The 21,641-nt window shown below is 66.5% G+C and carries 23 protein-coding genes; 16 read left to right on the forward strand and 7 right to left on the reverse strand.

Features of this window, described 5'->3' with window-relative positions; genetic code table 11:
- Positions 1-19: 19 nt before the first annotated feature.
- Together ACWW36_RS15250 and ACWW36_RS15255 are read right to left on the reverse strand one after the other, a co-directional pair.
- Positions 20-922, reverse strand: coding sequence for a transposase (locus tag ACWW36_RS15250; RefSeq protein ID WP_456136853.1), 903 nt, complete (start codon positions 920-922; stop codon positions 20-22).
- Positions 923-957: 35 nt separating this feature from the next.
- Entirely contained in the window at positions 958-1,302 is a 345-nt protein-coding gene (locus tag ACWW36_RS15255) for a transposase (RefSeq protein WP_456136854.1), read from the reverse strand.
- Positions 1,303-1,393: 91 nt separating this feature from the next.
- On the opposite strand from ACWW36_RS15255, the gene ACWW36_RS15260 reads away from it, so the two are divergent.
- The gene (locus tag ACWW36_RS15260) at positions 1,394-2,680 is read left to right on the forward strand and encodes an HNH endonuclease (protein ID WP_456136855.1); all 1,287 of its coding nucleotides are present in this window, start codon (positions 1,394-1,396) and stop codon (positions 2,678-2,680) included.
- A 2-nt stretch (positions 2,681-2,682) separates the two neighbouring features.
- Here the strand turns inward: ACWW36_RS15260 and ACWW36_RS15265 are convergent, their stop codons facing one another.
- Complete coding sequence (locus ACWW36_RS15265; protein ID WP_456136856.1) at positions 2,683-3,555, reverse strand: LysR family transcriptional regulator; 873 nt, start codon at positions 3,553-3,555, stop codon at positions 2,683-2,685.
- A gap of 71 nt (positions 3,556-3,626) precedes the next feature.
- Here ACWW36_RS15265 and ACWW36_RS15270 point away from each other — a divergent pair, with 71 nt between their 5' ends.
- A complete protein-coding gene (locus ACWW36_RS15270) occupies positions 3,627-4,343 on the forward strand; it encodes an SDR family oxidoreductase (protein ID WP_456136857.1) in 717 nt (238 codons plus the stop codon).
- Here ACWW36_RS15270 and ACWW36_RS15275 read toward each other — a convergent pair.
- The 3 genes from ACWW36_RS15275 to ACWW36_RS15285 form a co-directional block, all read right to left on the reverse strand.
- Positions 4,312-5,580 carry a DEAD/DEAH box helicase gene (locus ACWW36_RS15275; RefSeq protein WP_456136858.1) on the reverse strand — a complete coding sequence of 423 codons (1,269 nt, stop codon included), beginning with the start codon at positions 5,578-5,580 and terminating at the stop codon, positions 4,312-4,314. The genes ACWW36_RS15270 and ACWW36_RS15275 overlap by 32 nt on opposite strands.
- A 179-nt stretch (positions 5,581-5,759) precedes the next feature.
- Entirely contained in the window at positions 5,760-6,800 is a 1,041-nt protein-coding gene (locus ACWW36_RS15280; protein ID WP_456136859.1) for an LLM class F420-dependent oxidoreductase, read from the reverse strand.
- A 39-nt stretch (positions 6,801-6,839) separates the two neighbouring features.
- Positions 6,840-7,685 carry a dienelactone hydrolase family protein gene (locus ACWW36_RS15285; protein WP_456136860.1) on the reverse strand — a complete coding sequence of 282 codons (846 nt, stop codon included), beginning with the start codon at positions 7,683-7,685 and terminating at the stop codon, positions 6,840-6,842.
- A gap of 55 nt (positions 7,686-7,740) precedes the next feature.
- Here ACWW36_RS15285 and glmS point away from each other — a divergent pair, with 55 nt between their 5' ends.
- The 14 genes from glmS (at position 7,741) to groL (ending at position 20,916) form a co-directional block, all read left to right on the forward strand.
- Positions 7,741-9,606, forward strand: a complete 1,866-nt coding sequence (gene glmS, locus ACWW36_RS15290; RefSeq protein ID WP_456136861.1) for a glutamine--fructose-6-phosphate transaminase (isomerizing) — start codon at positions 7,741-7,743, stop codon at positions 9,604-9,606.
- Between the two features lie 142 nt (positions 9,607-9,748).
- Complete coding sequence (locus ACWW36_RS15295; RefSeq protein ID WP_456136862.1) at positions 9,749-10,105, forward strand: hypothetical protein; 357 nt, start codon at positions 9,749-9,751, stop codon at positions 10,103-10,105.
- Between the two features lie 84 nt (positions 10,106-10,189).
- A complete protein-coding gene (locus tag ACWW36_RS15300) occupies positions 10,190-10,564 on the forward strand; it encodes a DUF1622 domain-containing protein (protein ID WP_456136863.1) in 375 nt (124 codons plus the stop codon).
- Between the two features lie 47 nt (positions 10,565-10,611).
- The gene (locus tag ACWW36_RS15305) at positions 10,612-12,033 is read left to right on the forward strand and encodes an NAD(P)H-hydrate dehydratase (protein ID WP_456136864.1); all 1,422 of its coding nucleotides are present in this window, start codon (positions 10,612-10,614) and stop codon (positions 12,031-12,033) included.
- 12 nt (positions 12,034-12,045) lie between these two features.
- Entirely contained in the window at positions 12,046-13,428 is a 1,383-nt protein-coding gene (locus ACWW36_RS15310) for a glutamate decarboxylase (RefSeq protein ID WP_456136865.1), read from the forward strand.
- Positions 13,429-13,474: 46 nt separating this feature from the next.
- The gene (gene alr, locus ACWW36_RS15315) at positions 13,475-14,647 is read left to right on the forward strand and encodes an alanine racemase (RefSeq protein WP_456136866.1); all 1,173 of its coding nucleotides are present in this window, start codon (positions 13,475-13,477) and stop codon (positions 14,645-14,647) included.
- Positions 14,648-14,715: 68 nt separating this feature from the next.
- Positions 14,716-15,765 carry an alpha/beta fold hydrolase gene (locus ACWW36_RS15320; protein ID WP_456142497.1) on the forward strand — a complete coding sequence of 350 codons (1,050 nt, stop codon included), beginning with the start codon at positions 14,716-14,718 and terminating at the stop codon, positions 15,763-15,765.
- Positions 15,758-16,228: a tRNA (adenosine(37)-N6)-threonylcarbamoyltransferase complex ATPase subunit type 1 TsaE gene (tsaE, locus tag ACWW36_RS15325; RefSeq protein ID WP_456136867.1), complete on the forward strand. Its 471-nt coding sequence runs from the start codon at positions 15,758-15,760 to the stop codon at positions 16,226-16,228. The genes ACWW36_RS15320 and tsaE overlap by 8 nt, the downstream gene beginning before the upstream one ends.
- Positions 16,222-16,806, forward strand: a complete 585-nt coding sequence (gene tsaB / locus ACWW36_RS15330; protein WP_456142498.1) for a tRNA (adenosine(37)-N6)-threonylcarbamoyltransferase complex dimerization subunit type 1 TsaB — start codon at positions 16,222-16,224, stop codon at positions 16,804-16,806. The genes tsaE and tsaB overlap by 7 nt, the downstream gene beginning before the upstream one ends.
- Positions 16,803-17,255: a ribosomal protein S18-alanine N-acetyltransferase gene (rimI, locus tag ACWW36_RS15335; protein ID WP_456136868.1), complete on the forward strand. Its 453-nt coding sequence runs from the start codon at positions 16,803-16,805 to the stop codon at positions 17,253-17,255. Before tsaB ends, rimI begins: the two co-directional genes overlap by 4 nt.
- Entirely contained in the window at positions 17,252-18,277 is a 1,026-nt protein-coding gene (tsaD, locus tag ACWW36_RS15340; RefSeq protein ID WP_456136869.1) for a tRNA (adenosine(37)-N6)-threonylcarbamoyltransferase complex transferase subunit TsaD, read from the forward strand. The genes rimI and tsaD overlap by 4 nt, the downstream gene beginning before the upstream one ends.
- A complete protein-coding gene (locus ACWW36_RS15345) occupies positions 18,274-18,729 on the forward strand; it encodes a nuclear transport factor 2 family protein (protein WP_456136870.1) in 456 nt (151 codons plus the stop codon). The genes tsaD and ACWW36_RS15345 overlap by 4 nt, the downstream gene beginning before the upstream one ends.
- A gap of 180 nt (positions 18,730-18,909) precedes the next feature.
- Positions 18,910-19,212, forward strand: coding sequence for a co-chaperone GroES (gene groES, locus ACWW36_RS15350; protein WP_015305122.1), 303 nt, complete (start codon positions 18,910-18,912; stop codon positions 19,210-19,212).
- A gap of 78 nt (positions 19,213-19,290) precedes the next feature.
- Complete coding sequence (gene groL, locus ACWW36_RS15355) at positions 19,291-20,916, forward strand: chaperonin GroEL (RefSeq protein ID WP_456136871.1); 1,626 nt, start codon at positions 19,291-19,293, stop codon at positions 20,914-20,916.
- 77 nt (positions 20,917-20,993) lie between these two features.
- On the opposite strand, the gene ACWW36_RS15360 is transcribed toward groL, so the two are convergent.
- Positions 20,994-21,272, reverse strand: a complete 279-nt coding sequence (locus tag ACWW36_RS15360; RefSeq protein WP_456136872.1) for a hypothetical protein — start codon at positions 21,270-21,272, stop codon at positions 20,994-20,996.
- Between the last annotated feature and the right edge of the window lie 369 nt (positions 21,273-21,641).

A 21,641-nucleotide genomic window follows, 5' to 3' on the forward strand; every position in this document is an offset into this window, starting at 1 on the left:
CCTTTTGTCTTGTCTTGAGTCAAGAAGTTGGCAGGTTTTTGCCGTTGAGGTAAGCCTGTTTGGGGGTGTGGTCGTTGAGGGCTTGGTGGGGTCGGATGGTGTTGTAGATGATGCGGAATCGGTGGACTTCCATGTCGAGGGCGTCGCCGTCGCCGATGTAGCCGCGGTAGAGGTGTTCGTATTTGAGGGTGCCGAAGAAGCGTTCGACGACGCCGTTGGTTTGTGGCGATTTCACGCGGGTGCGGACGTGGCGTAGCAGTGGGTCCTGGCCGTCGAAGGCGGTTTGGAAGGTTTTGCCGCGAAAGCAGGGTCCGTTGTCGGAGACCACGGCAATCGGTGCGGGGGCTTGGCCGATGACTGTTTCTTCGGCGTCGACGATGTCCATGACGCCACGATCTGCGCGTAGATCGTCTAGATCGAGCAGGTTTTCGGCGTGGATGACGGCCAGGTGCAGACAATGCAGCGCATCGGCGCCGCGGCCCGTAGGAGTGACGGTGACCGCCAGGCAGTACTTGGTGGCGTAATCGATGACTGCGCAGATGCGCCAGATGCCGCCGTTGGTGGTTTCGAATTCGGAGAAGTCGGTCTGCCAGACTCGGTTGCGTTCGGTGGGCGGGTCGCGGAACACTTTGCGCCGCAGTTTTGCCCACGATTTGCGGTCGGCTCGAAAGCCTTGCGGCAGAAGCAGTCCGCGTCGCCGCAGCGCTCGGGCCACCGAGGAGTTGGTAACGTCGTGGCCGTCAGCGCGCATCAGGGCGGCGATCTTGCGGTGTCCCCAGGCCGGCCAGGTTTCGGCGTATTTGGCGGCCAGCGCCTCGATGCGATCGACCTTGGGCGCCGGCCATGGTCCTTTGGGTGGTGCGCCGTGGCGTAATCGAACCAGATGCCGTCGGTACGTGCGTTCGGGGATGCCGGCCAACACGCAGAACCTCGAAACCGGCAGACCCGCTGCTTCTCTTAGGGCTTCGAGGTCGGTGAAGGGATCTGATCAGCCAGCGCGGCGCCGCGCTGGCTGATCCGTAGCTGCACGGTGGCTTCGGCCAAGGCGAGTTTGAGTTGCTCGTTTTCCATCCGCAGCCGCCGTTGTTCAGGGGTGCCGAGTCTGCCGGGCGGACCGCCCGGCACTTCCTCTAGGCGCTGGGCTCCCGCCTCCAGGAACTGGTGCTTCCACTTCGTGACGGTAACCGTGGTGACCCCGCACCGGCGCGCGGCCTCTGCACACGTCATCTCATGGGCCAGCACGGCCAACACCAGCCGAGTCTTCTCCTCGGCCGGAATCTTCGTCCGTCGCGACCGAACCATCTCCACAACCTTTCAGCTGCGGCCGCAGTTATCCACAACTAGCGACCCTGCCAAAAAGTTTGAGTCAGTGGACTCTTCTAGTATCGAATGTATGTTCGATGCAGCGGTGTTGGCGGCGGTGGATGCGCATGCCGATGAGGTCGCGTTGATCGAGCGTATTGCGTGGTTGGAGCGGGTGAAGTCGGCCGCGGCCGCGGGTCAGGCGCGCGCGGCGGCGGCGTTGGACGACAAGCGGCGGACGGCGGAGGCCGCGGCCGGGGTGCCCACGGCCAACCAAGGCAAGGGTCTGGCGAGCGAGGTGGCGTTGGCGCGGCGGGATTCCCCGAAACGTGGCGGCCAGCATCTGGGGTTGGCCAAAGCACTGGTGCATGAGATGCCGCACACGCTGGCCGCCCTGGAGTGCGGGGCGCTCTCGGAGTGGCGCGCGACGTTGATCGTGCGGGAGTCGGCGTGCCTCAGTGTTGAGGACCGTGCGATCTTGGATGCCGAGCTGTGCGGCGATGTCGGCACGCTCGAGGGCAAGGGCGACGCCCGGATCACCGCGAAGGCTAAAGAGATCGCCTGCCGCCTCGATGTGCAGGCCGTGGTCGACCGGGCGGGCAAGGCGGAGGCGGATCGCACGGTGACCATTCGTCCGGCGCCGGATTGCATGACGTATGTGACCGTGCTGCTGCCGGTGGCCAAGGGGGTGGGGATGTATGCGGCGCTGAAACGGGCGGCCGACACCACCTTTGATGAGCGTTCGCGGGGGCAGGTGATGGCCGACACCGCCTATGAACGGGTGACCGGCAAGCCCGCTGACGAGCCTGCGCCGGTGGCGCTGAATGTGGTGATGTCGGATGCGGCGCTGTGGGGCCAAGACACCGCGCCTGCCGTGCTCGACGGGTATGGGCCGATTCCGGCGTCGCTGGCGCAACGGTTGGTGCGTGATGCGGTCGTTGATGACCGGTCGTTGGCGACGTTGCGGCGGCTGTATCGGCACCCCAGGAGTGGGGCGTTGGTGGCGATGGAGTCACGATCGCGGTTGTTCCCCAAAGGTCTGGCGGCGTTTATCGGCGTGCGGGACCGAACCTGTCGCACCCCGTATTGTGATGCGCCGATTCGGCATCGCGATCACGCCACCCCGCGTAACCGCGGTGGTCCGACCAGTGCGGTCAATGGGTTGGGGGAGTGCGAACGGTGCAACTACACCAAAGAAACACCCGGCTGGCGCGTGAGCACATCCGACGAGAACGATACGCACACAGCCGAATTCGTCACACCGACCGGTGCGCGTTATCGCTCGACAGCACCACCACTGCCCGGCGCTCCACTCATCACGGTCAGCGAAGTAGAGATCCGCATAGGCGTCGAACTCACCGACCTACACGCCGCGTAGCGTCAGATCGTCTGATCGCGGCACGCCAGCGCAGCGCTGACGAATGCGTCGCGGGCCGGGTTCTCGGTCGCGGCGTCCCAGATCAGCGTGACCTGGCTCGGACTGACGTCCTCGATCGGCAGCACCCTCACGTCAGGCCTGCGGTAGTAGGCCGTCGTTGAGCGCGGCAGGATCACGAATCCCTCACGCGCAGCGACGTGTTCGAGTTTCTCTTCCACGGTGTGCGCGGTCTGTCCTGCGCGTCGATGCTCGGGGGTCGCGACCGCATACCACTCCGGCACCGTCGCCGGATCCTGCAACAAGCGCTTGGATGCCAGATCGGCCAACCGCACGGAATCGTTCTCGGCGAGTGGATCACCGGCGGACAAGACGGCGACCCGTGGCTCCTCCAGCAGCGGCGCGGTGCCCAGTCCGTGGTGATCGATCGGCTCGCGCGCGTACACCACGTCGACTTCGCCGCGACGGACCACGTCGACTTGTTCGGCCCAGCCGACTTGCACCACGACGGCACGCCGCGAGGGAGCGTCGGCTTCGAACGCCGCCGCCGCGGCCGTCGCCAACAGGCCGGGCATGACGCCGACGGTTACCGTCACCGTCGGATCGGCGGCACGAGAAAGCCGCTGCTGCAAGGTTTTCGACTCGGCTAGCAGGAAACGGCCGTCCTCGAGTAGTTGCTTGCCCGCGATGGTCAATTCGGTTCCACGCGAGTCGCGTTCGAACAACCGCACGCCGAGTTCGTTTTCGAACGAACGAATCTGGCGCGAGAGCACCGGCTGTGCGATGTGCAGCCGCTCGGCGGCGCGGCCGAAGTTCAGTTCCTCGGCCACCGCGATGAAATAGCGGAGCTTGCGCATGTCGAGGTCGGCCGAGGCCATACCAAGAGGGTATCGCTTGGCGACGAAAAGAGTCTTGGACGCCGGCCACAGCTCGAACCGACAGTGGATGTATGAGCCTGAAGAACGCACGAGTCCTCGTCATCGGCGGCACCTCCGGCATCGGCCTGGGTGTCGCGTCCGCAGCGGCCGAACGGGGCGCCATCCCGATCGTCGTGTCCCGCCGGCAGTCCAGTGTCGAGCGCGCCCTTGCCCAACTGCCCGAAGAAGCCCGCGGCGCCACTGTCGACCTCACCGATCCGTCATCACTGGACCGGCTGGCCGGCGATGTCGGGGACATCGAGCACCTGGTCTTCACGGCGGGTGAGTCGCTGGCACTGGCGCCGCTCGCCGACCTCACTCCGGAAATCGTCAACGGGTATTACCAGACGCGGTTAGTGGGAGCGCTGAGCGCGGTGCGCAAATTCGGCCCACGCATCACCGCCGGCGGCTCCATCACACTCACCAGTGGCACGGCCGCCGAGCAGCCCGGCTTCGGGGCCATGCCCGTCAGCATCTGCGGCGCGATGAATGCGTTGACAAAGGCCCTCGCCGTCGAGCTCGCGCCCATCCGCGTGAACGCCGTCGCGCCCGGCGTCGTCCGTACCCCGTTGTGGGACTCGTTCAGCGATAAGGACCGGCAGACGTTGTTCGACCAAGCGGCCAAACGACTTCCGCTCGGACATGTCGGCGAGGTAGCCGATGTCGCCAGGGCCTACCTGTACTGCATGGAGCAGGAGTGGGGCACCGGCACCGTGCTTACGGTCGACGGCGGGACGCTATTGACCTAGGCCGCTGCCGCCGACGAGGCCGCTGATGCGGCTGGTGCGGTTCCGGTCGGGCGACGGCGATGGGTCCACCGAATTTCCGTTCGCCTGGCGCGATTTCGTGCAGCACGGGATGTGACCCGCCGCTGAACCTGGTGATCGTCGGCTTCACGCCGGCTTTGCGGGTCAGCTGGCGCACATCCGAGACCTGCTCGTCGATCATCAGCGTCACCACCGTGCCGTCGGCCCCGGCACGGGCCGTGCGGCCAGACCGGTGCAGGTACGCCTTGTGCTCGATGGGCGGGTCCGCGTGGACGACGAGGCTCACGTCGTCCACGTGGATACCGCGCGCGGCGATGTCAGTGGCCACCAGAACCACGGCCGTTCCGTCGGAGAAGGCCGCAAGATTGCGGGTACGGGCGTTCTGCGAGAGGTTGCCGTGCAACTCGACTGCGGCGACGCCTCGCGAATTCAACTGGCGGGCAAGGTTCTTGGCGCCGTGTTTGGTGCGTGCGAAGACGATCGTCCGCCCGGGCGATGCGGCGAGGTCGGCCAGCACGTTGATTCGGGCCGCCTTGTCTACGTGCAGCACGTGGTGGTCGATTTCGGCCACAGGCGATTGCGCCGAATCGACGCTGTGCACAACGGGTTCGGTCAGGTAGCGCTTGACCAGCACGTCGACCCCGCCGTCGAGCGTGGCCGAGAACAGCATTCGCTGACCGCTGCGCGGGGTCTTGTCCATCAGCCGCTTGACCGGCGGCAGGAATCCGAGATCCGCCATGTGATCGGCCTCGTCGAGGATGGTGATCTCGATTCCCGACAAGTCGGCGTGGCCGGACCGCACGTGGTCCTCCAGCCGGCCGGGGCAGGCAATGACGATGTCGACACCCTGACGCAGCTTCTGAATCTGTGGGCCGGGGCTGACTCCACCGAAGATGGTGACTGAGCGAAGGTTCGTCGCAGCGGCCAGGGGCGCAAGCGCCGCGTCGATCTGAGCGACGAGTTCGCGGGTGGGGGCGAGGATTAAGGCCCGAGGGCGGCCTGGGGCGCGCTTCGACGGGCTGGTTGTGAGTCTCGTCACCATCGGCAACAAGAACGCATATGTCTTGCCCGATCCGGTGCGGCCACGGCCTAAGACATCGCGCCCGTTCAACGAGTCGGGCAGCGTCGCCGCCTGAATCGGGAATGGGCTTTCGATGCCGTTGGCACTGAGTACGGCGACCACAGCCTGGGGCAGGCCGAGGTCGGAAAAGGTGGGCATGGTTGTCCCACTGGTGATTTGAACAGACAAGGGTTAAAGCTCCGAAAGTTAGAGTGGTCGTCCTGCCCGGCGCGGATGATCCGCGGCGCTCGGTATGACGATCGAGAAGCGGCAAAAGGCAGAACAGACGTTGCCGCTGCAGAACAGTCTACCGGTTCACAGGCGAACGGCTGTAATCGCTATGGCAATAGGTCGCGCAATTCCTCTACATACCGCACAGATTCGCGGCGGTCACCGGAGAGTGGATGCACCAACAGCGTCGTCACGCCGGCTTCGGCATAGGCGGCCAGGCGCTCCTTGACGAACCCGCGCGGGCCGACGAGCGACGTGTGGCGCACCAACTCGTCGGGAACCGCCTCGATGGCTTCGGCCTTCTTGCCGCTCAGATACAGATCCTGAATATGGTTGGCGACCTCGCCGAACCCGTAACGGGTGGCCAGGTCGTGATAGAAGTTGCGGCCACGCGCGCCCATGCCGCCGATGTAGAGCGCCAATTGTGGCTTCGCCCAAGCCAATCGGTCTTCGACGTCGTCGCCGATCGCCAAGTTCGCGCTCACCATGACGTCCAACGGACCCAGCGCCGGATCACGCTTGGCGAATCCCGCCTTCAGCGACTCACCCCACACGTCATCTGCCTTCTCCGGATAGAAGAACACCGGCTGCCAGCCCTCGGCGATCTCGGCGGTCAGCTCGACGTTCTTCGGGCCGAGCGACGCGATCGTGATCGGAATACGTTCGCGGACAGGGTGATTGATAAGCTGCAGCGGCTTGCCCAGACCGGTGCCCGCCTCGGGCGGCAGCGGGATCTTGTAGTACTTGCCGTCGTATTGCACCCGCTCGCGCCGCCACACCTGCCGGCATATCTCGACCACCTCGCGCGTACGGCCCAGCGGTGCGTCGAACGGGACGCCGTGAAACCCCTCCATCACCTGTGGGCCCGACGTGCCGATGCCCAGTCGGAACCGGCCGTCGGACACGTAGTCGAGCCCGGCCGCCGTCATCGCCAGCAGTGAGGGAGTGCGCGTGAAGATCGGCACCACGCCGGAGCCGAGCTCGATTCGCGACGTCCTCGCGGCCAGGAAGCCCAGCTGGCTGATCGCGTCGTACGAATACGCCTCGGCCACCAGCGCGATGTCGACGCCGAGCTTTTCCAGCTCGACGACCTCGTCGACGGCTTCGAGGAAGCCGCCTGCGTAGTTGAGAAAGATGCCGGTGCGCATAGTGTTGATGTATACACCCAACCGGTTGGTTGGCCGTCCTCAGGGCTTCAAAAGAGCGACGACCTTGTTTTCCAGGTCGACCGGATCGTCGGCGAAGGGATCCATCACGGGGGCCTTTGGCAGGTCGACCTCGGGATCGGCGAAATCCCGATATGCCTTATCGCCCGTCAGCGTGTACAGCAGATAACCGGTCATCAGCGCCCTGACAATCTTTTGGGTGCCGCGGTCGGCGCCTGGAAGGCCCACCACCCGGGCCAGCCGCCGTCCTTCGATCAATCCGCCGGCCTTCACCTTGTTCACCGAGCGCAGGGTCGCCGTCTTCCACACCCGCGCCAATTCGACGGCATTGGACCGCAGCGACATCGGATCGCCAGGATCGGCCAGTATCAAGCCAGGAACCTGCAGCGACACCGCCGGTTGTTCGGCCGGTGGCCTGGTCACCGTGGGAAACGCCGCGACGACAGCCTTCGGTTTGGCCGGCATGCCCGCGGCCGCGAACACCGCCGCCGATCCACCGAAACCGTGCCCGACGATGCCCAGCTTCGTCGGGTGCACGCTGATCTTGCCCGTCCCCAAACGCACGCCGGCGATGATGTCGAGCGTCGTGCCCAAGTCGAACGCGAGATTGAGGACCGACGGCGCCACGCTGGTCTCCGTGCCGGGCGCGGCCGCCACGATCCCCCACGACGCCAGGTGCTCGAGCGTGCCGTGATACCGGAATGCTCCTGCAAGCCAATCGTGACCAAAAGCAACCCCGGCTAGGTTCATGCCGGATTCAGGGGTGTACACGACGCCAGGCAATCCGGCGAAGGCCAGGTCACCGCGCAAAACGCGGTGCGGGCCGCGGCGGGTCAACGCGTTGAAGAGCTTCTTCGTGCCGGCCACGATCAGACCGTAGCGCAGCAGGGGTGACCGGGCTCTTGCACTACCCTGAATGGCTATGTGCGGAATCGTCGGCTACGTCGGGCAGCGCCCTGCCTGCGAGATCGTCGTCGACGCGCTTCGCCGCATGGAGTACCGCGGCTACGACTCGTCCGGAGTCGCGCTGCTCGACGGTCGAGGTGGCCTGACGGTGCGCCGTCGCGCGGGTCGGCTGGCCAACCTGGAGGCAGCGATTGCCGAGACGGACGCCGCCGGCTTGGCCGGCAGCACCGGGTTGGGCCACACGCGCTGGGCCACTCACGGCAGGCCCACCGACCGCAACGCGCACCCGCATCGCGACCCCTCCGGCAAGATCGCGGTCGTCCACAACGGGATCATCGAGAACTACGCCGCCCTGAAGCATGAACTCGAGGTCGTCGGGGTGGAGTTCGCCAGCGACACCGACACCGAGGTCGCGGTCCACCTAGTCGCGCGCGAGTACCACCACGGAGACACCGCCGGTGACTTCACCGCGTCCGTGCTGGCGGTGCTGCGCCGCCTGGAAGGCCACTTCACCCTCGTCTTCGCCAACGCCGACGAACCCGGCACGATCGTCGCGGCCCGCCGCTCCACGCCGCTCGTCGTCGGCGTCGGCGACGGCGAGATGTTCATCGGCTCCGACGTCGCGGCGTTTATCGAGCACACCCGCGACGCGATCGAACTCGGTCAGGACCAGGTGGTGGTGATCACCGCCGACGGCTATCGAATCAGCGACTTTTTCGGCAATACCGACGTCGATTTCCGAGAGTTTCACATCGACTGGGATCTGTCCGCCGCCGAAAAGGGCGGCTACGAGTACTTCATGCTCAAGGAGATCGCCGAGCAGCCCGCCGCGGTTTCCGACACCCTGCTCGGTCATTTCGTCGACGGCCGAATCGTGCTCGACGAGCAGCGGCTCTCCGATCAGGAGCTGCGCGAGATCGACAAGGTGTTCGTGGTGGCCTGCGGCACGGCGTATCACTCTGGGCTACTGGCCAAGTACGCGATCGAACACTGGACGCGGTTGCCCGTCGAGGTGGAGCTCGCGAGTGAGTTCCGCTACCGCGACGCGGTGTTGGACCGCCACACGCTCGTCGTGGCCATCTCGCAGTCCGGCGAGACCGCCGACACGCTCGAGGCGGTCCGGCACGCCAAGGAGCAGAAGGCCAAGGTGCTGGCCATCTGCAACACGAACGGTTCGCAGATTCCCCGGGAATGCGACGCGGTGCTCTACACCCGCGCCGGGCCGGAGATCGGCGTCGCGTCGACCAAGACGTTCTTGGCTCAGATCGCCGCGAATTACCTTGTGGGGCTTGCCCTTGCGCAGGCACGCGGCACCAAGTACCCCGACGAGGTCGAGCGCGAATACCGAGATCTGGAAGCGATGCCGGACCTCGTCGCGCGCGTGCTCGACACGGTCGAGCCGGTTTCGGCGCTGGCCCACCACTTCGCGAAGTCGCAGACCGTGCTGTTCATCGGCCGCCACGTCGGATATCCGGTTGCGTTGGAAGGCGCGTTGAAGCTCAAGGAACTGGCGTACATGCACGCCGAAGGATTCGCCGCCGGTGAGCTCAAGCACGGCCCGATCGCGCTGATCGAGGACGACGTGCCGGTGATCGTGGTCATGCCGTCGCCGAAGAACTCGCCGACGCTGCACGCCAAGCTGCTGTCGAACATTCGTGAGATTCAAGCCCGCGGCGCGGTCACCATCGTGATCGCCGAGGAAGGCGACGACACCGTGCGGCCCTACGCCGACCACTTGATCGAAATACCCGCGGTGTCAACGCTTTTCCAGCCGTTGCTGTCGACGATTCCGCTGCAGGTGTTCGCTGCCGGTGTCGCGCAGGCCCGCGGATATGACGTGGACAAGCCGCGCAACCTGGCCAAGTCCGTCACCGTCGAGTAGTGCCGTACCCGGACCAGATCGCCGAACGCGCGGCGGCATTCTGGGAAGAGGCGGGCGCCAGTAAAAATGGGGAGTTCACCCCATAGATCGTGCCGACGACTGGCCGCATTATTGGGATCGGTAGCCGTGCAGGCGGCTTGTGATGAGCCAATGCGGCGCACTGGTCGTCGCGCTGACCGGAGGGACGATGAACAGAACATTTATCGCCGGCGTAGCAGCGGCCGGCTTCATGGCATGCAGCCTGTCTCTGGGGGCGGGTACCGCCCACGCCGACGGACCCCACCGCTGGTGCCCAGGAGATCCCAAGAACATGCCGTACGTGGTGAACAGCATGATCGACTGGGATTGGAGTGTCTGCCACACCTGGTATTCCGCAAACTACGGGTGGGGAAATGTGACGATGAACGGTCAACCCACGTCGATCTGGGATGGCGATAACCCGCCGCCCGAGGCAATCGCGCCTCGGGTGTGCCCGCCCATCGCATTCATGTGTCCGTAACGGCCTCGCTGAACCCGAAACATTTGCCCTGCGAATCGGCCTGTCGCGCATAGGCTTCAGCGTCGCGGTGACACGATGACACCCATGGCTCTGGTCGACATCATCGAGGGCATCGGCACGGTGATCGACGCCATCGGTGTCGCCGTCATCGCAGGCGGCGCGCTGCTCGCGGTCTTCATGACGGTTGGCCGGATTCGTGGTGACGACGGAGGCGCCTACGAGTACTTTCGTCGGCGTCTGGGCCGCGCGATACTTCTCGGTCTCGAATTCCTGGTAGCCGCAGATATCATCCGCACCGTCGCCGTCACGCCGACCGCCGAGAGCGTCGCGGTGCTGGGGGGCATCGTGCTGATCCGAACATTCCTCAGCTTCGCCCTTCAACTCGAAGTCACGGGCGCCTGGCCGTGGCAGCAGCGCGCGGCGGCCTCTGACAAGCCGGCGGCGCGCCCAAACGACTAAACCCGAAACGTCGCTGTCAACGAGGTCGGCGTGGAATCCTGACAACGATGCGGCACTACTACACCGCCGATGAGATCCGCGAAGCCGAAGCGCCGCTGCTCGCGAGCCTTCCCGAAGGCGGACTGATGCGCCGGGCGGCGTTCGGATTGGCCACCGCGATCGCTCGCGAACTCGACACCCTGACCGGTGGCATCGCAGGACGCAAGGTCTGCGCCGTCGTCGGCTCCGGCGACAACGGTGGCGACGCGCTGTGGGCGGCCACCTTCCTGCGTCGCCGCGGTGCGGTTGCGGCAGCTGTTCTGCTCAATCCCGAACACACACACAAGGCAGCGTTGGCCGCGTTCATCCGCGCGGGCGGCAGGGTCGTGCAAACCGTCCCGGCGGCAACCGATCTGGTCATCGACGGCGTCGTCGGCATCTCCGGCTCCGGTCCACTCCGGCCCAATGCGGCCGAGGTGTTCGCCGCGGTCGACGACGCCCAGATCCCCGTCGTGGCCGTCGACATCCCCAGCGGCATCGACGTGCAGACCGGCGCCGCCGACGGCCCACACGTACACGCCGCGCTGACCGTGACCTTCGGCGGCCTCAAACCCGTTCACGCCCTTGGGGATTGCGGTCGAGTCGAGCTGATCGACATCGGCCTGGACCTGCCACACACCGACCTGATCGGATTCGATGCCGGCGACGTCGCCGCGCGCTGGCCGAAGCCCGGGCCCAAAGACGACAAGTACACCCAGGGCGTCACCGGCGTTCTGGCCGGTTCCGCGACATATCCCGGAGCGGCCGTCCTGTGCACCGGCGCGGCGGTGGCCGCCACGTCCGGCATGGTTCGCTACGCGGGAACCGCGGCGCAGCAAGTGCTTTCGCATTGGCCCGAAGTCATCGCCGCGCAGAGCCCGCAATCGTCGGGCCGCGTACAGGCGTGGGCGGTCGGTCCGGGCATCGGCACCGACGAGGCCGGTGCGGCGGCGCTGTGGTTCGCGCTCGAGACCGACCTGCCGGTCATCGTCGACGCCGATGCATTGACGATCCTGGCCGCTCACCCCGACCTCGTCGCGAACCGCAAGGCGCCCACCGTGCTGACGCCGCATGCGGGGGAGTTCAAGCGTCTCGCCGGCTCGCCGCACGGTGACGATCGTGTCGCGGCCACGCGCAAGCTCGCCGACCACCTCGGCGTCACCGTGCTGCTCAAGGGCAACATCACCGTCATCGCCGAACCCGACGGGCCCGTATACCTCAATCCCGCCGGCCAATCCTGGGCCGCCACCGCCGGATCCGGAGACGTCCTGTCCGGCATCATCGGCGCGCTACTGGCCGCGGGTCTGCCCGCCGGTGAAGCCGCCGCGGCGGCCGCCTTCGTGCACGCGCGCGCCGCGAACCTCTCGGCCGCCGATCCCGGGCCTAAGCCCGCGCCGACGTCAGCGTCGCGCATCCTCGCTCACGTTCGTGCTTCCATCGCCTCCCTATAGAAAGGCCTTTCCATGCCCCCCAAGCTCACTCACACGTCGAGCATCAACCCGGCCTACACCGGCCGGCTGGCGATGGCGCCCGTTCCGTCGCTGCGCATGCCCGACGAGGCGATGGATCCCGATGCGGCGTACCGGTTCATCCATGACGAATTGATGCTCGACGGCAGCAGCCGGCTGAATCTGGCGACGTTCGTCACCACGTGGATGGATCCGCAGGCCGAGGTCCTGATGGCCGAGACGTTCGACAAGAACATGATCGACAAGGACGAGTACCCGGCCACCGCCGCGATCGAGCAGCGCTGTGTGTGCATGGTTGCCGACCTGTTCCACGCCGAGGACCTTCGCGACGACGACCCCTCCAGCGCCACTGGCGTGTCGACGATCGGCTCGAGCGAAGCCGTCATGCTCGCGGGGCTTGCGCTCAAGTGGCGCTGGCGCGACAAGGTCGGTAAAGACTGGAAGGGCCGCACGCCAAATCTGGTGATGGGCTCGAATGTGCAGGTGGTGTGGGAGAAGTTCTGCCGCTACTTCGACGTCGAACCGCGGTACCTGCCGATGGAGAAGGGCCGCTACGTCATCACTCCCGAGCAGGTGCTGGACAACATCGACGAGGACACCATCGGCGTCGTAGCGATACTCGGCACGACGTTCACCGGTGAACTCGAGCCGATCGGCGAGATCTGCGCCGCGCTGGACAAACTGGCCGCCGGCGGCGGACTGGACATTCCCGTGCACGTCGACGCGGCCAGCGGCGGCTTCGTCGTGCCGTTCCTGCACCCCGACCTCGTGTGGGATTTCCGGCTGCCCAGGGTGGTATCGATCAACGTCAGCGGCCACAAGTACGGCCTGACGTATCCGGGCATCGGCTTTGTGGTGTGGCGCAGCAAGGAGCATCTGCCCGACGATCTGGTGTTCCGGGTCAACTATCTCGGCGGCGACATGCCGACGTTCACGCTGAACTTCTCCCGGCCGGGCAACCAGGTGGTGGGCCAGTACTACAACTTCCTGCGCCTGGGCCGCGAAGGTTATGCGCAGGTGATGGGGTGTCTGTCGACGACGGCGCGTTGGCTCGGTGATCAGCTGCGCGAAAGCGAGCATTTCGAGGTGATCTCTGACGGCTCGGCCATCCCCGTGGTGAGTTACCGGTTGGCGGGTGATTTCGGCTACACCGAGTTCGATGTCTCGCACGCGCTGCGTTCGTACGGCTGGCAGGTGCCCGCCTACACGATGCCGGACAACGCCACAGACGTCGCGGTGCTGCGCATCGTCGTGCGCGAAGGCTTCTCCGCCGACCTGGCGAGAGCCCTGCGCGACGACACGATCACGGCGCTCAGCCACCTCGACGAGCTCAAGCCGCGCGGCCACTTCGACCAGCTGCAGCCGTTCGCCCACTAGACGGCCCACCGCCGTCTCGGCCGGTTCTGGGACAATCGACAAGACCATGCAAACGACCGAGCTTTCGCTGACGCCCACCGCGGCCGCCGAGGCGGTGGTGGACCTCGACGCCATCGCCCACAACGTGCGGCTACTGCGTGAGCTTGCCGGATCCGCGCAGGTGATGGCCGTCGTCAAGGCCGACGGCTACGGCCACGGCGCGATACCTGTCGCCAGGGCCGCGCTGGCCGCCGGGGCGGCCGAACTCGGCGTGGCCACCATCGACGAGGCGCTCGCGCTGCGCCGCGACGGCATCCGCAGTCCCGTGCTGGCGTGGCTGCACCCCCCTGGTACCGACTTCGCGCCCGCCCTGACCGACGACATCGAGCTGGCGGTGTCCTCGGTGCGTCAGCTCGCGGACGTGCTCGACGCGGCCGAGCGGACCGGCCGCACCGCGACCGTCACCGTCAAGGTCGACACCGGGCTCAACCGCAACGGGGTCGGCGTCGCCGAGTATCCGCAGGTGCTCGCCCTGCTGCGCCGTGCGCACGCCGACGGTGCGGTCCGGCTGCGCGGCATCATGTCGCACCTCGTGCACGGCGACGACCCGGACAACCCCTTCAACGACCTGCAGTCTCAACGCCTGACCGACATGGTCGCCCACGCGCGCGATCAAGGTGTGCAGTTCGAGGTGGCGCATTTGTCCAACTCACCGGCGGCGATGACGCGGCCGGACCTGGCCTTCGACATGGTTCGTCCAGGGATCGCGGTCTACGGGCAGACTCCCATCCCTGAGCGTGGTGACATGGGGCTGCGGCCCGCGATGACGTTGAAATGCCCTGTGGTGCTTGTTCGTTCGGTACGCGCCGGTGACGGTGTGTCCTACGGCCACACCTGGATCGCCGAGCGCGACACCACGCTGGCCTTGTTGCCGATCGGATACGCCGACGGCGTGTTCCGCACGTTGAGCGGCCGCATCGACGTGCTGATCAACGGGCGGCTGCGCCGTAGCGTGGGCCGGATCTGCATGGACCAGTTCGTCGTCGACCTCGGCCCCGGGCACGCAGACGTCGCCGAGGGTGACGAGGCCATCTTGTTCGGGCCTGGCACCCAGGGCGAATCCACCGCGCAGGATTGGGCCGAATTGCTCGACACCATCAACTACGAAGTCGTCACCAGCCCCCGCGGCCGGGTCAGCAGAACGTATCGTGGGACGGCAGCGACGGGTCAAAGTCGTTGAGCGATAACAAGATCAGGCAACCGCGCAGCCGGAAGTCCAACGCGCGGTGGCTGGCAGGGGCGGCCGGGCTGACCGCTGTCGGCACGGCGGCCGGTGTCTCGGCAGCCCGGTCCATGCGCAGGCGCGTCACCAACGACGACCCCTATGCGGATGAGGACTTCTATCTCCTCGACGCCGACCGCGGCTACGTGGTGACGACGCCCGACGGCGTGGACCTCGCTGTGCGTGAGGTCGGACCCGAGGACGCGCGGCTCACCGTCGTCTTCGCGCACGGCTTCTGTCTTCGTATGGGCGCCTTCCACTTTCAGCGGGCACGGCTGGCCGAACAGTGGGGGCCGCAAGTGCGGATGGTGTTCTACGACCAACGCGGTCACGGGCAGTCGGGTGAGGCTTCGCCTGACTCGTACACCGTCCCGCAGCTGGGCCAGGACCTCGAAACCGTGCTCGCCGTGATGGCACCCCGCGGCCCGGTGGTGTTGGTCGGGCATTCGATGGGCGGAATGACGGTGCTGTCGCACGCGCGGCAATTCCCCCACCGGTATCCCACCCGCATCGTCGGCGCGGCGATCATCGCCTCTGCCGCTGAAGGAGTTTCGCGGTCTCCGCTCGGCGAGATCCTGAAGAACCCGGCGCTGGAAGCCGTTCGCTTCGCGGTCCGCTATGCCCCCAAGACCGTGCACCGCACCCGCGGCGCCGCGAAGTCGGTGATCGGGCCGATCCTGCGGGCGGCGTCCTACGGCGACGAGAAGATCAGCCCGAGCGTCGTGGCGTTCTCCGAAAAGATGATGCACGACACGCCGATCGCCACGCTGGTGGAATTCCTGCACGCGCTCGAGGTGCACGACGAGACGGCGGCATTGCCCACGCTGGCGAAGGTTCCCACCCTGATCGCGTGCGGTGACCGCGACCTGCTCACCCCGATGGAGTACTCGCAGCACATGGCCGCGGCCTTGCCGAAGTCGGAGCTGGTGATCGTCGGTGGCGCAGGGCATCTGGTGCAGCTGGAAGCCCCTGAGGTCATCGACGACGCGTTGGTGCGGTTGGTCGAGCGGGCTACACCGTCCAAGCTGGTTGCGCTGACCCGCCGCGTGCGCGAACGAGTACGCAACTATGGATGAACATCACTCCGGCACTGCCGAATTGCCGACCGCGCAGGACACCATTGCGCTTGGCGCGCGACTGGGCAAAGACTTGCGCGCCGGCGACGTCGTCGTGCTGTCCGGGCCGCTCGGTGCCGGAAAAACGGTGTTGGCCAAGGGAATCGCCGAAGCGATGGATGTCGAAGGTCCGGTGATCTCGCCGACCTTCGTGCTGGCGAGGGTGCACCGGGCCCGCCGCGCCGATGCTCCGGCGATGATCCACGTCGACTTGTACCGGCTGCTTGACCACGGCTCTGTCGACCTGCTCGCCGAACTCGACTCGCTGGACCTCGACACCGATCTCGACGACGCCGTCGTCGTCGTGGAGTGGGGCGAAGGCCTGGCGGAACGGCTCTCCGAAAGCCACCTCGACGTCCGGCTCGAACGCGGACACGACACCGACGTACGCACCGCCATGTGGCAGTGGAGCCGGCCATGCTGATCCTGGCCATCGACACCGCAACCCCTGCGGTCACGGCGGGGGTGGTTCGACGTGACGGCGACGCGGTCGATGTGCTCGCCGAACACGTCACCGTCGACGCCAGGGCGCACGCCGAACAGCTCACTCCCAACGCGGTGGCCGCCCTGGCCGACGCTGGTGTATCCGCCGATGACCTGGATGCGGTCGTGGTCGGTTGCGGCCCAGGCCCTTTCACAGGTCTGCGCGTCGGCATGGCCAGCGCTGCCGCCTACGGCCACGCGCTCGGCATTCCCGTGCACGGTGTCTGCAGCCTCGACGCGATAGGCATCGATACGGCGGCAGAAGCACTGGTGGTCACGGACGCGCGTCGCCGCGAGGTGTATTGGGCGCGTTACCGCGACGGTGTCCGCGTCGACGGGCCCGCCGTGAACTCACCCGCGGATGTGCCGGGCGCAACGAAGGTGTTGCAGCGGCCGCCGGCCTATCCGACGGCTGCCGGTCTCGTACGGGTCGTGCCCGACTGGACAGCCGAGCCAGCTCCGTTGGTGCCCCTGTATCTGCGGCGACCAGACGCCAAGCCGCAAGTGGTGGCCCGATGACCGTCGTCTATGGTCACCTCACGCGCGACGATGCCGCACGATGCGCGGAGCTGGAAAAGCAGTTGTTCGACGGCGACGATCCTTGGCCCGCAAGGGCTTTCATCGCCGAACTGGAAGCCAAGCACAACCACTACGTTGCGGCGCGCGACGACGACAAACTCATCGGGTACGGCGGCATTGCCCGGCTGGGCCGGCGCCGTCCGTTCGAATACGAAATCCACACCATCGGAGTCGACCCCGCCTACCAAGGTCAGGGCATCGGCAGGCAGCTGCTCATGGGCCTGCTCGAATATGCCAAGGGCGGAACCATTTTCCTCGAGGTTCGCACCGACAACGAGCCGGCCATCAACCTGTACGAGAGCGTGGGCTTTGTCCGGATGGGACTGCGCCGCAGGTATTACCGGGCCAGCGGCGCAGACGCCTACACCATGAGACGGGATCCGGTATGACGATCGTCCTCGCCATCGAAAGCTCCTGCGATGAAACCGGTGTCGGCATCGCGCGCCTCGACGACGACGGCGCGGTGACCTTGCTGGCCGACGAGGTCGCCTCCAGCGTCGACGAGCACGCCCGCTTCGGCGGTGTGGTTCCCGAGATCGCGTCGCGCGCACACCTCGAGGCGTTGGGCCCGACGATGCGACGGGCGCTGGAGGCCGCGCAGATTGACAAACCCGACATCGTCGCCGCGACCATCGGCCCGGGCCTTGCGGGTGCATTGCTGGTGGGAGTGGCTGCGGCCAAAGCCTATTCGGCCGCGTGGCAGGTGCCGTTCTACGCCGTCAACCATCTGGGCGGTCATCTGGCCGCCGATGTCTACGACCATGGCCCGCTTCCCGAGAGCGTGGGGTTGCTGGTGTCGGGCGGGCACACCAACCTGTTGCATGTGCGCTCGCTCGGCGAGCCGATCGTCGAACTCGGCAGCACCGTTGACGACGCCGCGGGCGAGGCCTACGACAAGGTCGCGCGGCTGCTTGGCCTCGGCTACCCCGGCGGCAAGGTGCTCGACGACCTGGCCCGCGAGGGCGATCGCGATGCAATCGTGTTCCCGCGCGGCATGACTGGGCCGCGCGACGACCCGTACGCGTTCAGCTTCTCGGGGCTGAAGACCGCCGTCGCCAGATACATAGAGAGCCATCCCGACGCGCCGCAGGCCGACGTCGCGGCGGGCTTCCAGGAAGCCGTCGCCGACGTGCTCACGCGCAAGGCGGTGCGCGCCGCCACCGACCTGAACGTCGACACGCTGCTGATCGCCGGTGGGGTGGCGGCGAATTCGCGGCTGCGTGAACTGGCCGAGGAACGCTGTCAGGCCAACGGCCTGACCCTGCGCATCCCGCGGCCGCGGCTGTGCACCGACAATGGCGCGATGATCGCGTCGTTCGCCGCACATCTGATCGCCGCGGGCGCTGCGCCGTCACCGCTGGATGCGGCGAGCGACCCGGGCCTGCCAATCGTGAAGGGACAGGTTTCATGACCGTCGAGGACCGGTTGGCCGTCACCGAGCTGCTGTACCGCTACGCCGAGCTGATCGACGCCGGGGATTTCGACGGAGTCGGGCAGCTGCTGGCCCGCGCCACGTTCGCAGGCACCCGTTCGCCGTCGACATCCGGCGCCGAGGCGATCGCCAAACTGTTCGCGATGACCACGCGCCGCTACCCGGAGACGGGCAATACCCCGCGCACCCGGCACCTCGTGCTCAACCCGATCGTCGACGTCACCGACCGGACGGCCACCGCCCGGTCGACCTTCTGCGTCGTGCAGAACACCGAGACCGTGCCGCTGCAGCCCATCGTGGTCGGCCGCTACTTCGACACCTTCAGCTGCGATGATGCCGGCTGGTACTTCACTGAACGGCAGGTCGACGTCGAGATGATCGGCGACATCTCCGCTCACCTGATGTTCAATCCGAGCGACTTCGACCGTTAGTCACGGGGTGACCTTGAGTGCTAGCACTCTCATGTATAGAGTGCTAGGTGGCAGGCGCCCAGCTCCTGTGCCGGCACCCGCGACGACGGCGCGAGGGCACGGACGCATGCCGAAACCTGTAACTCCCGCATCCGGGGATCCGCCCCGGATCGACACCCGAACTAAGTGGAGGGCTCCATCGTGGCGAGCGTGAACATCAAGCCACTCGAGGACAAGATCCTCGTACAGGCCAACGAGGCCGAGACCACGACCGCGTCCGGTCTGGTTATTCCCGACACCGCCAAGGAGAAGCCGCAAGAAGGCACCGTCGTCGCAGTCGGCCCCGGCCGCTGGGATGAGGACGGCGAGAAGCGGATTCCGCTGGACGTGTCGGAGGGCGATGTCGTCATCTACAGCAAGTACGGCGGCACCGAGATCAAGTACAACGGCGAGGAGTACCTGATCCTGTCGGCCCGCGACGTGCTGGCTGTCGTCAACAAGTAAGCACACGTATTCCGCCCCGGAGATCCCCGTAACCGCGGGCGATGTCCGGGGCGGCATGCGTATGAGCGAAAGACAACTATGAGCAAGCTGATTGAGTTCGACGAAACTGCGCGCCGCGCAATGGAAGCCGGCGTCGACAAGCTCGCCGACGCGGTACGCGTGACGCTCGGACCGCGCGGTCGGCACGTCGTGCTGGCCAAGGCATTCGGCGGTCCGACGGTGACCAACGACGGCGTCACCATCGCCCGCGAGATCGACCTGGAAGACCCGTTCGAAAACCTCGGTGCCCAGCTGGTGAAGTCGGTGGCCACCAAGACCAACGACGTCGCAGGCGACGGCACCACCACCGCGACCGTGCTGGCGCAGGCGCTCGTCAAGGCCGGTCTGCGCAACGTCGCGGCCGGCGCCAACCCGATCGCGCTGGGCTCGGGCATCTCCAAGGCCGCCGATGCCGTGTCGGAGGCGCTGCTTGCGTCCGCCACGCCGGTCAAGGACAAGAAGGGCATCGCACAGGTCGCCACCGTCTCCTCGCGTGATGAACAGATCGGCGAGCTGGTCGGCGAGGCGATGACCAAGGTGGGTCACGACGGCGTCGTCACCGTCGAGGAGTCGTCGACGCTGAACACCGAGCTGGAGATCACCGAGGGTGTCGGCTTCGACAAGGGCTACATCTCGGCGTACTTCATCACCGACTTCGACGCGCAGGAAGCGGTGCTCGAGGACGCCCTGGTGCTGCTGCACCGCGAGAAGATCAGCTCGTTGCCTGACCTTCTGCCGCTGCTCGAGAAGGTCGCCGAGGCGGGTAAGCCGCTGCTGATCGTCGCCGAAGACGTTGAGGGCGAGGCGCTTTCGACGTTGGTGGTCAACGCGATCCGCAAGACGCTCAAGGCCGTCGCGGTCAAGGCGCCGTTCTTCGGCGACCGCCGCAAGGCATTCCTCGACGACCTCGCCGTCGTCACCGGCGGTCAGGTCGTCAACCCCGACGTGGGCTTGGTGCTGCGCGAGGTCGGCATCGATGTGCTGGGCACCGCCCGGCGCGTCGTCGTCGACAAGGACAGCACGGTCATCGTCGACGGCGGCGGCACCAAGGAGGCCATCGACGCGCGCACCGCTCAGCTGAAGGGCGAGATCGAGAACACCGACTCCGACTGGGACCGCGAGAAGCTCGAGGAGCGGCTGGCCAAGCTGTCGGGCGGCGTCGCGGTCATCAAGGTCGGCGCAGCCACCGAGACGGCGCTCAAGGAGCGCAAGGAAAGCGTCGAGGACGCTGTCGCGGCGGCCAAGGCGGCGGTCGAGGAAGGCATCATCGCAGGCGGTGGCTCTGCCCTGGTCCGCGCTCGCAAGGTGCTGGCCAAGCTGCGCGGCGAGCTGACCGGCGACGAGGCGCTGGGTGTCGGGGTGTTCGAGTCCGCACTGCCGGCACCGTTGTACTGGATCGCCACCAACGCCGGGCTGGACGGGTCGGTCGTGGTGAACAAGGTCGCCGAGCTTCCTGACGGGCACGGCTTCAACGCCGCCACGCTGTCGTACGGCGATCTGGCCGCCGACGGCGTCGTCGATCCCGTCAAGGTGACCCGCTCGGCGGTGCTCAATGCGGCGTCGGTGGCCCGGATGATCCTCACCACCGAAACCGCGGTTGTGGAGAAGCCGGCCGAGGAAGACGACGCCGGCCACGGCCACGGGCATCACGGCCACGCGCACTAGAAGTTGAAAACAAGAAGCACCCCCGGCTTTTGGTCGGGGGTGCTTCTGTTTTGGGGCGGCGAGCCGCGAGTGGAACTTCAGGACATGTCTGCGCGGTCGTCAACCTCGCGATTGTGCTTGTATCGCACCACCTCGGACGGGAAAAGGAGCGCGGCCACCCAGAAGACGAGCTCGATACCCGCGAAATGCGACGACGCGCGAAGCGACAAGCCAAAGAGAACCGCACCGATGGCGACCACCACGGTCGCGGCGAAAACGGCCCAGAACGGAACAAAATTGAGTCGCCGCCAGGTCCACGGGAACCCAATGCGATGCTCCGGGTCGCGCTTTGACGCGTGCCAGGTGAGAACAGTCATCGAGCCAGAGGCGAGAACCGCACTCACCGTGAAGGCGATGAGCCACATGTCTACCTCGGGCTCAAGTCCCGCGGTTCACCCGCAGGGCATCCTGGCTAGTCATTCTTAAGAGCAGCCTTCCCCGCTGAGGACCCCACCGATGGCGGCGAGAGCGCCGCCTGAGCACTGCGGCAGGTCGCCGTAACCGAACGCAGGTTGCACTGGCGTATACGCAGGTTCAGGGGCTGGCGTATTAATCCCGGCAGCGGGGGAACAGTAATAACTGCCCTCCAAGGATCCGTAACAGGGGTCATCCGCGTGCGCGGTTCCTGCACCGGCGAACAGCAGGCCGGGTGCCACCGCGGCGCCTGCTGCCACCCCCAATGCCGC

The sequence above is a fragment of the Mycobacterium sp. MMS18-G62 genome, from assembly GCF_053877835.1.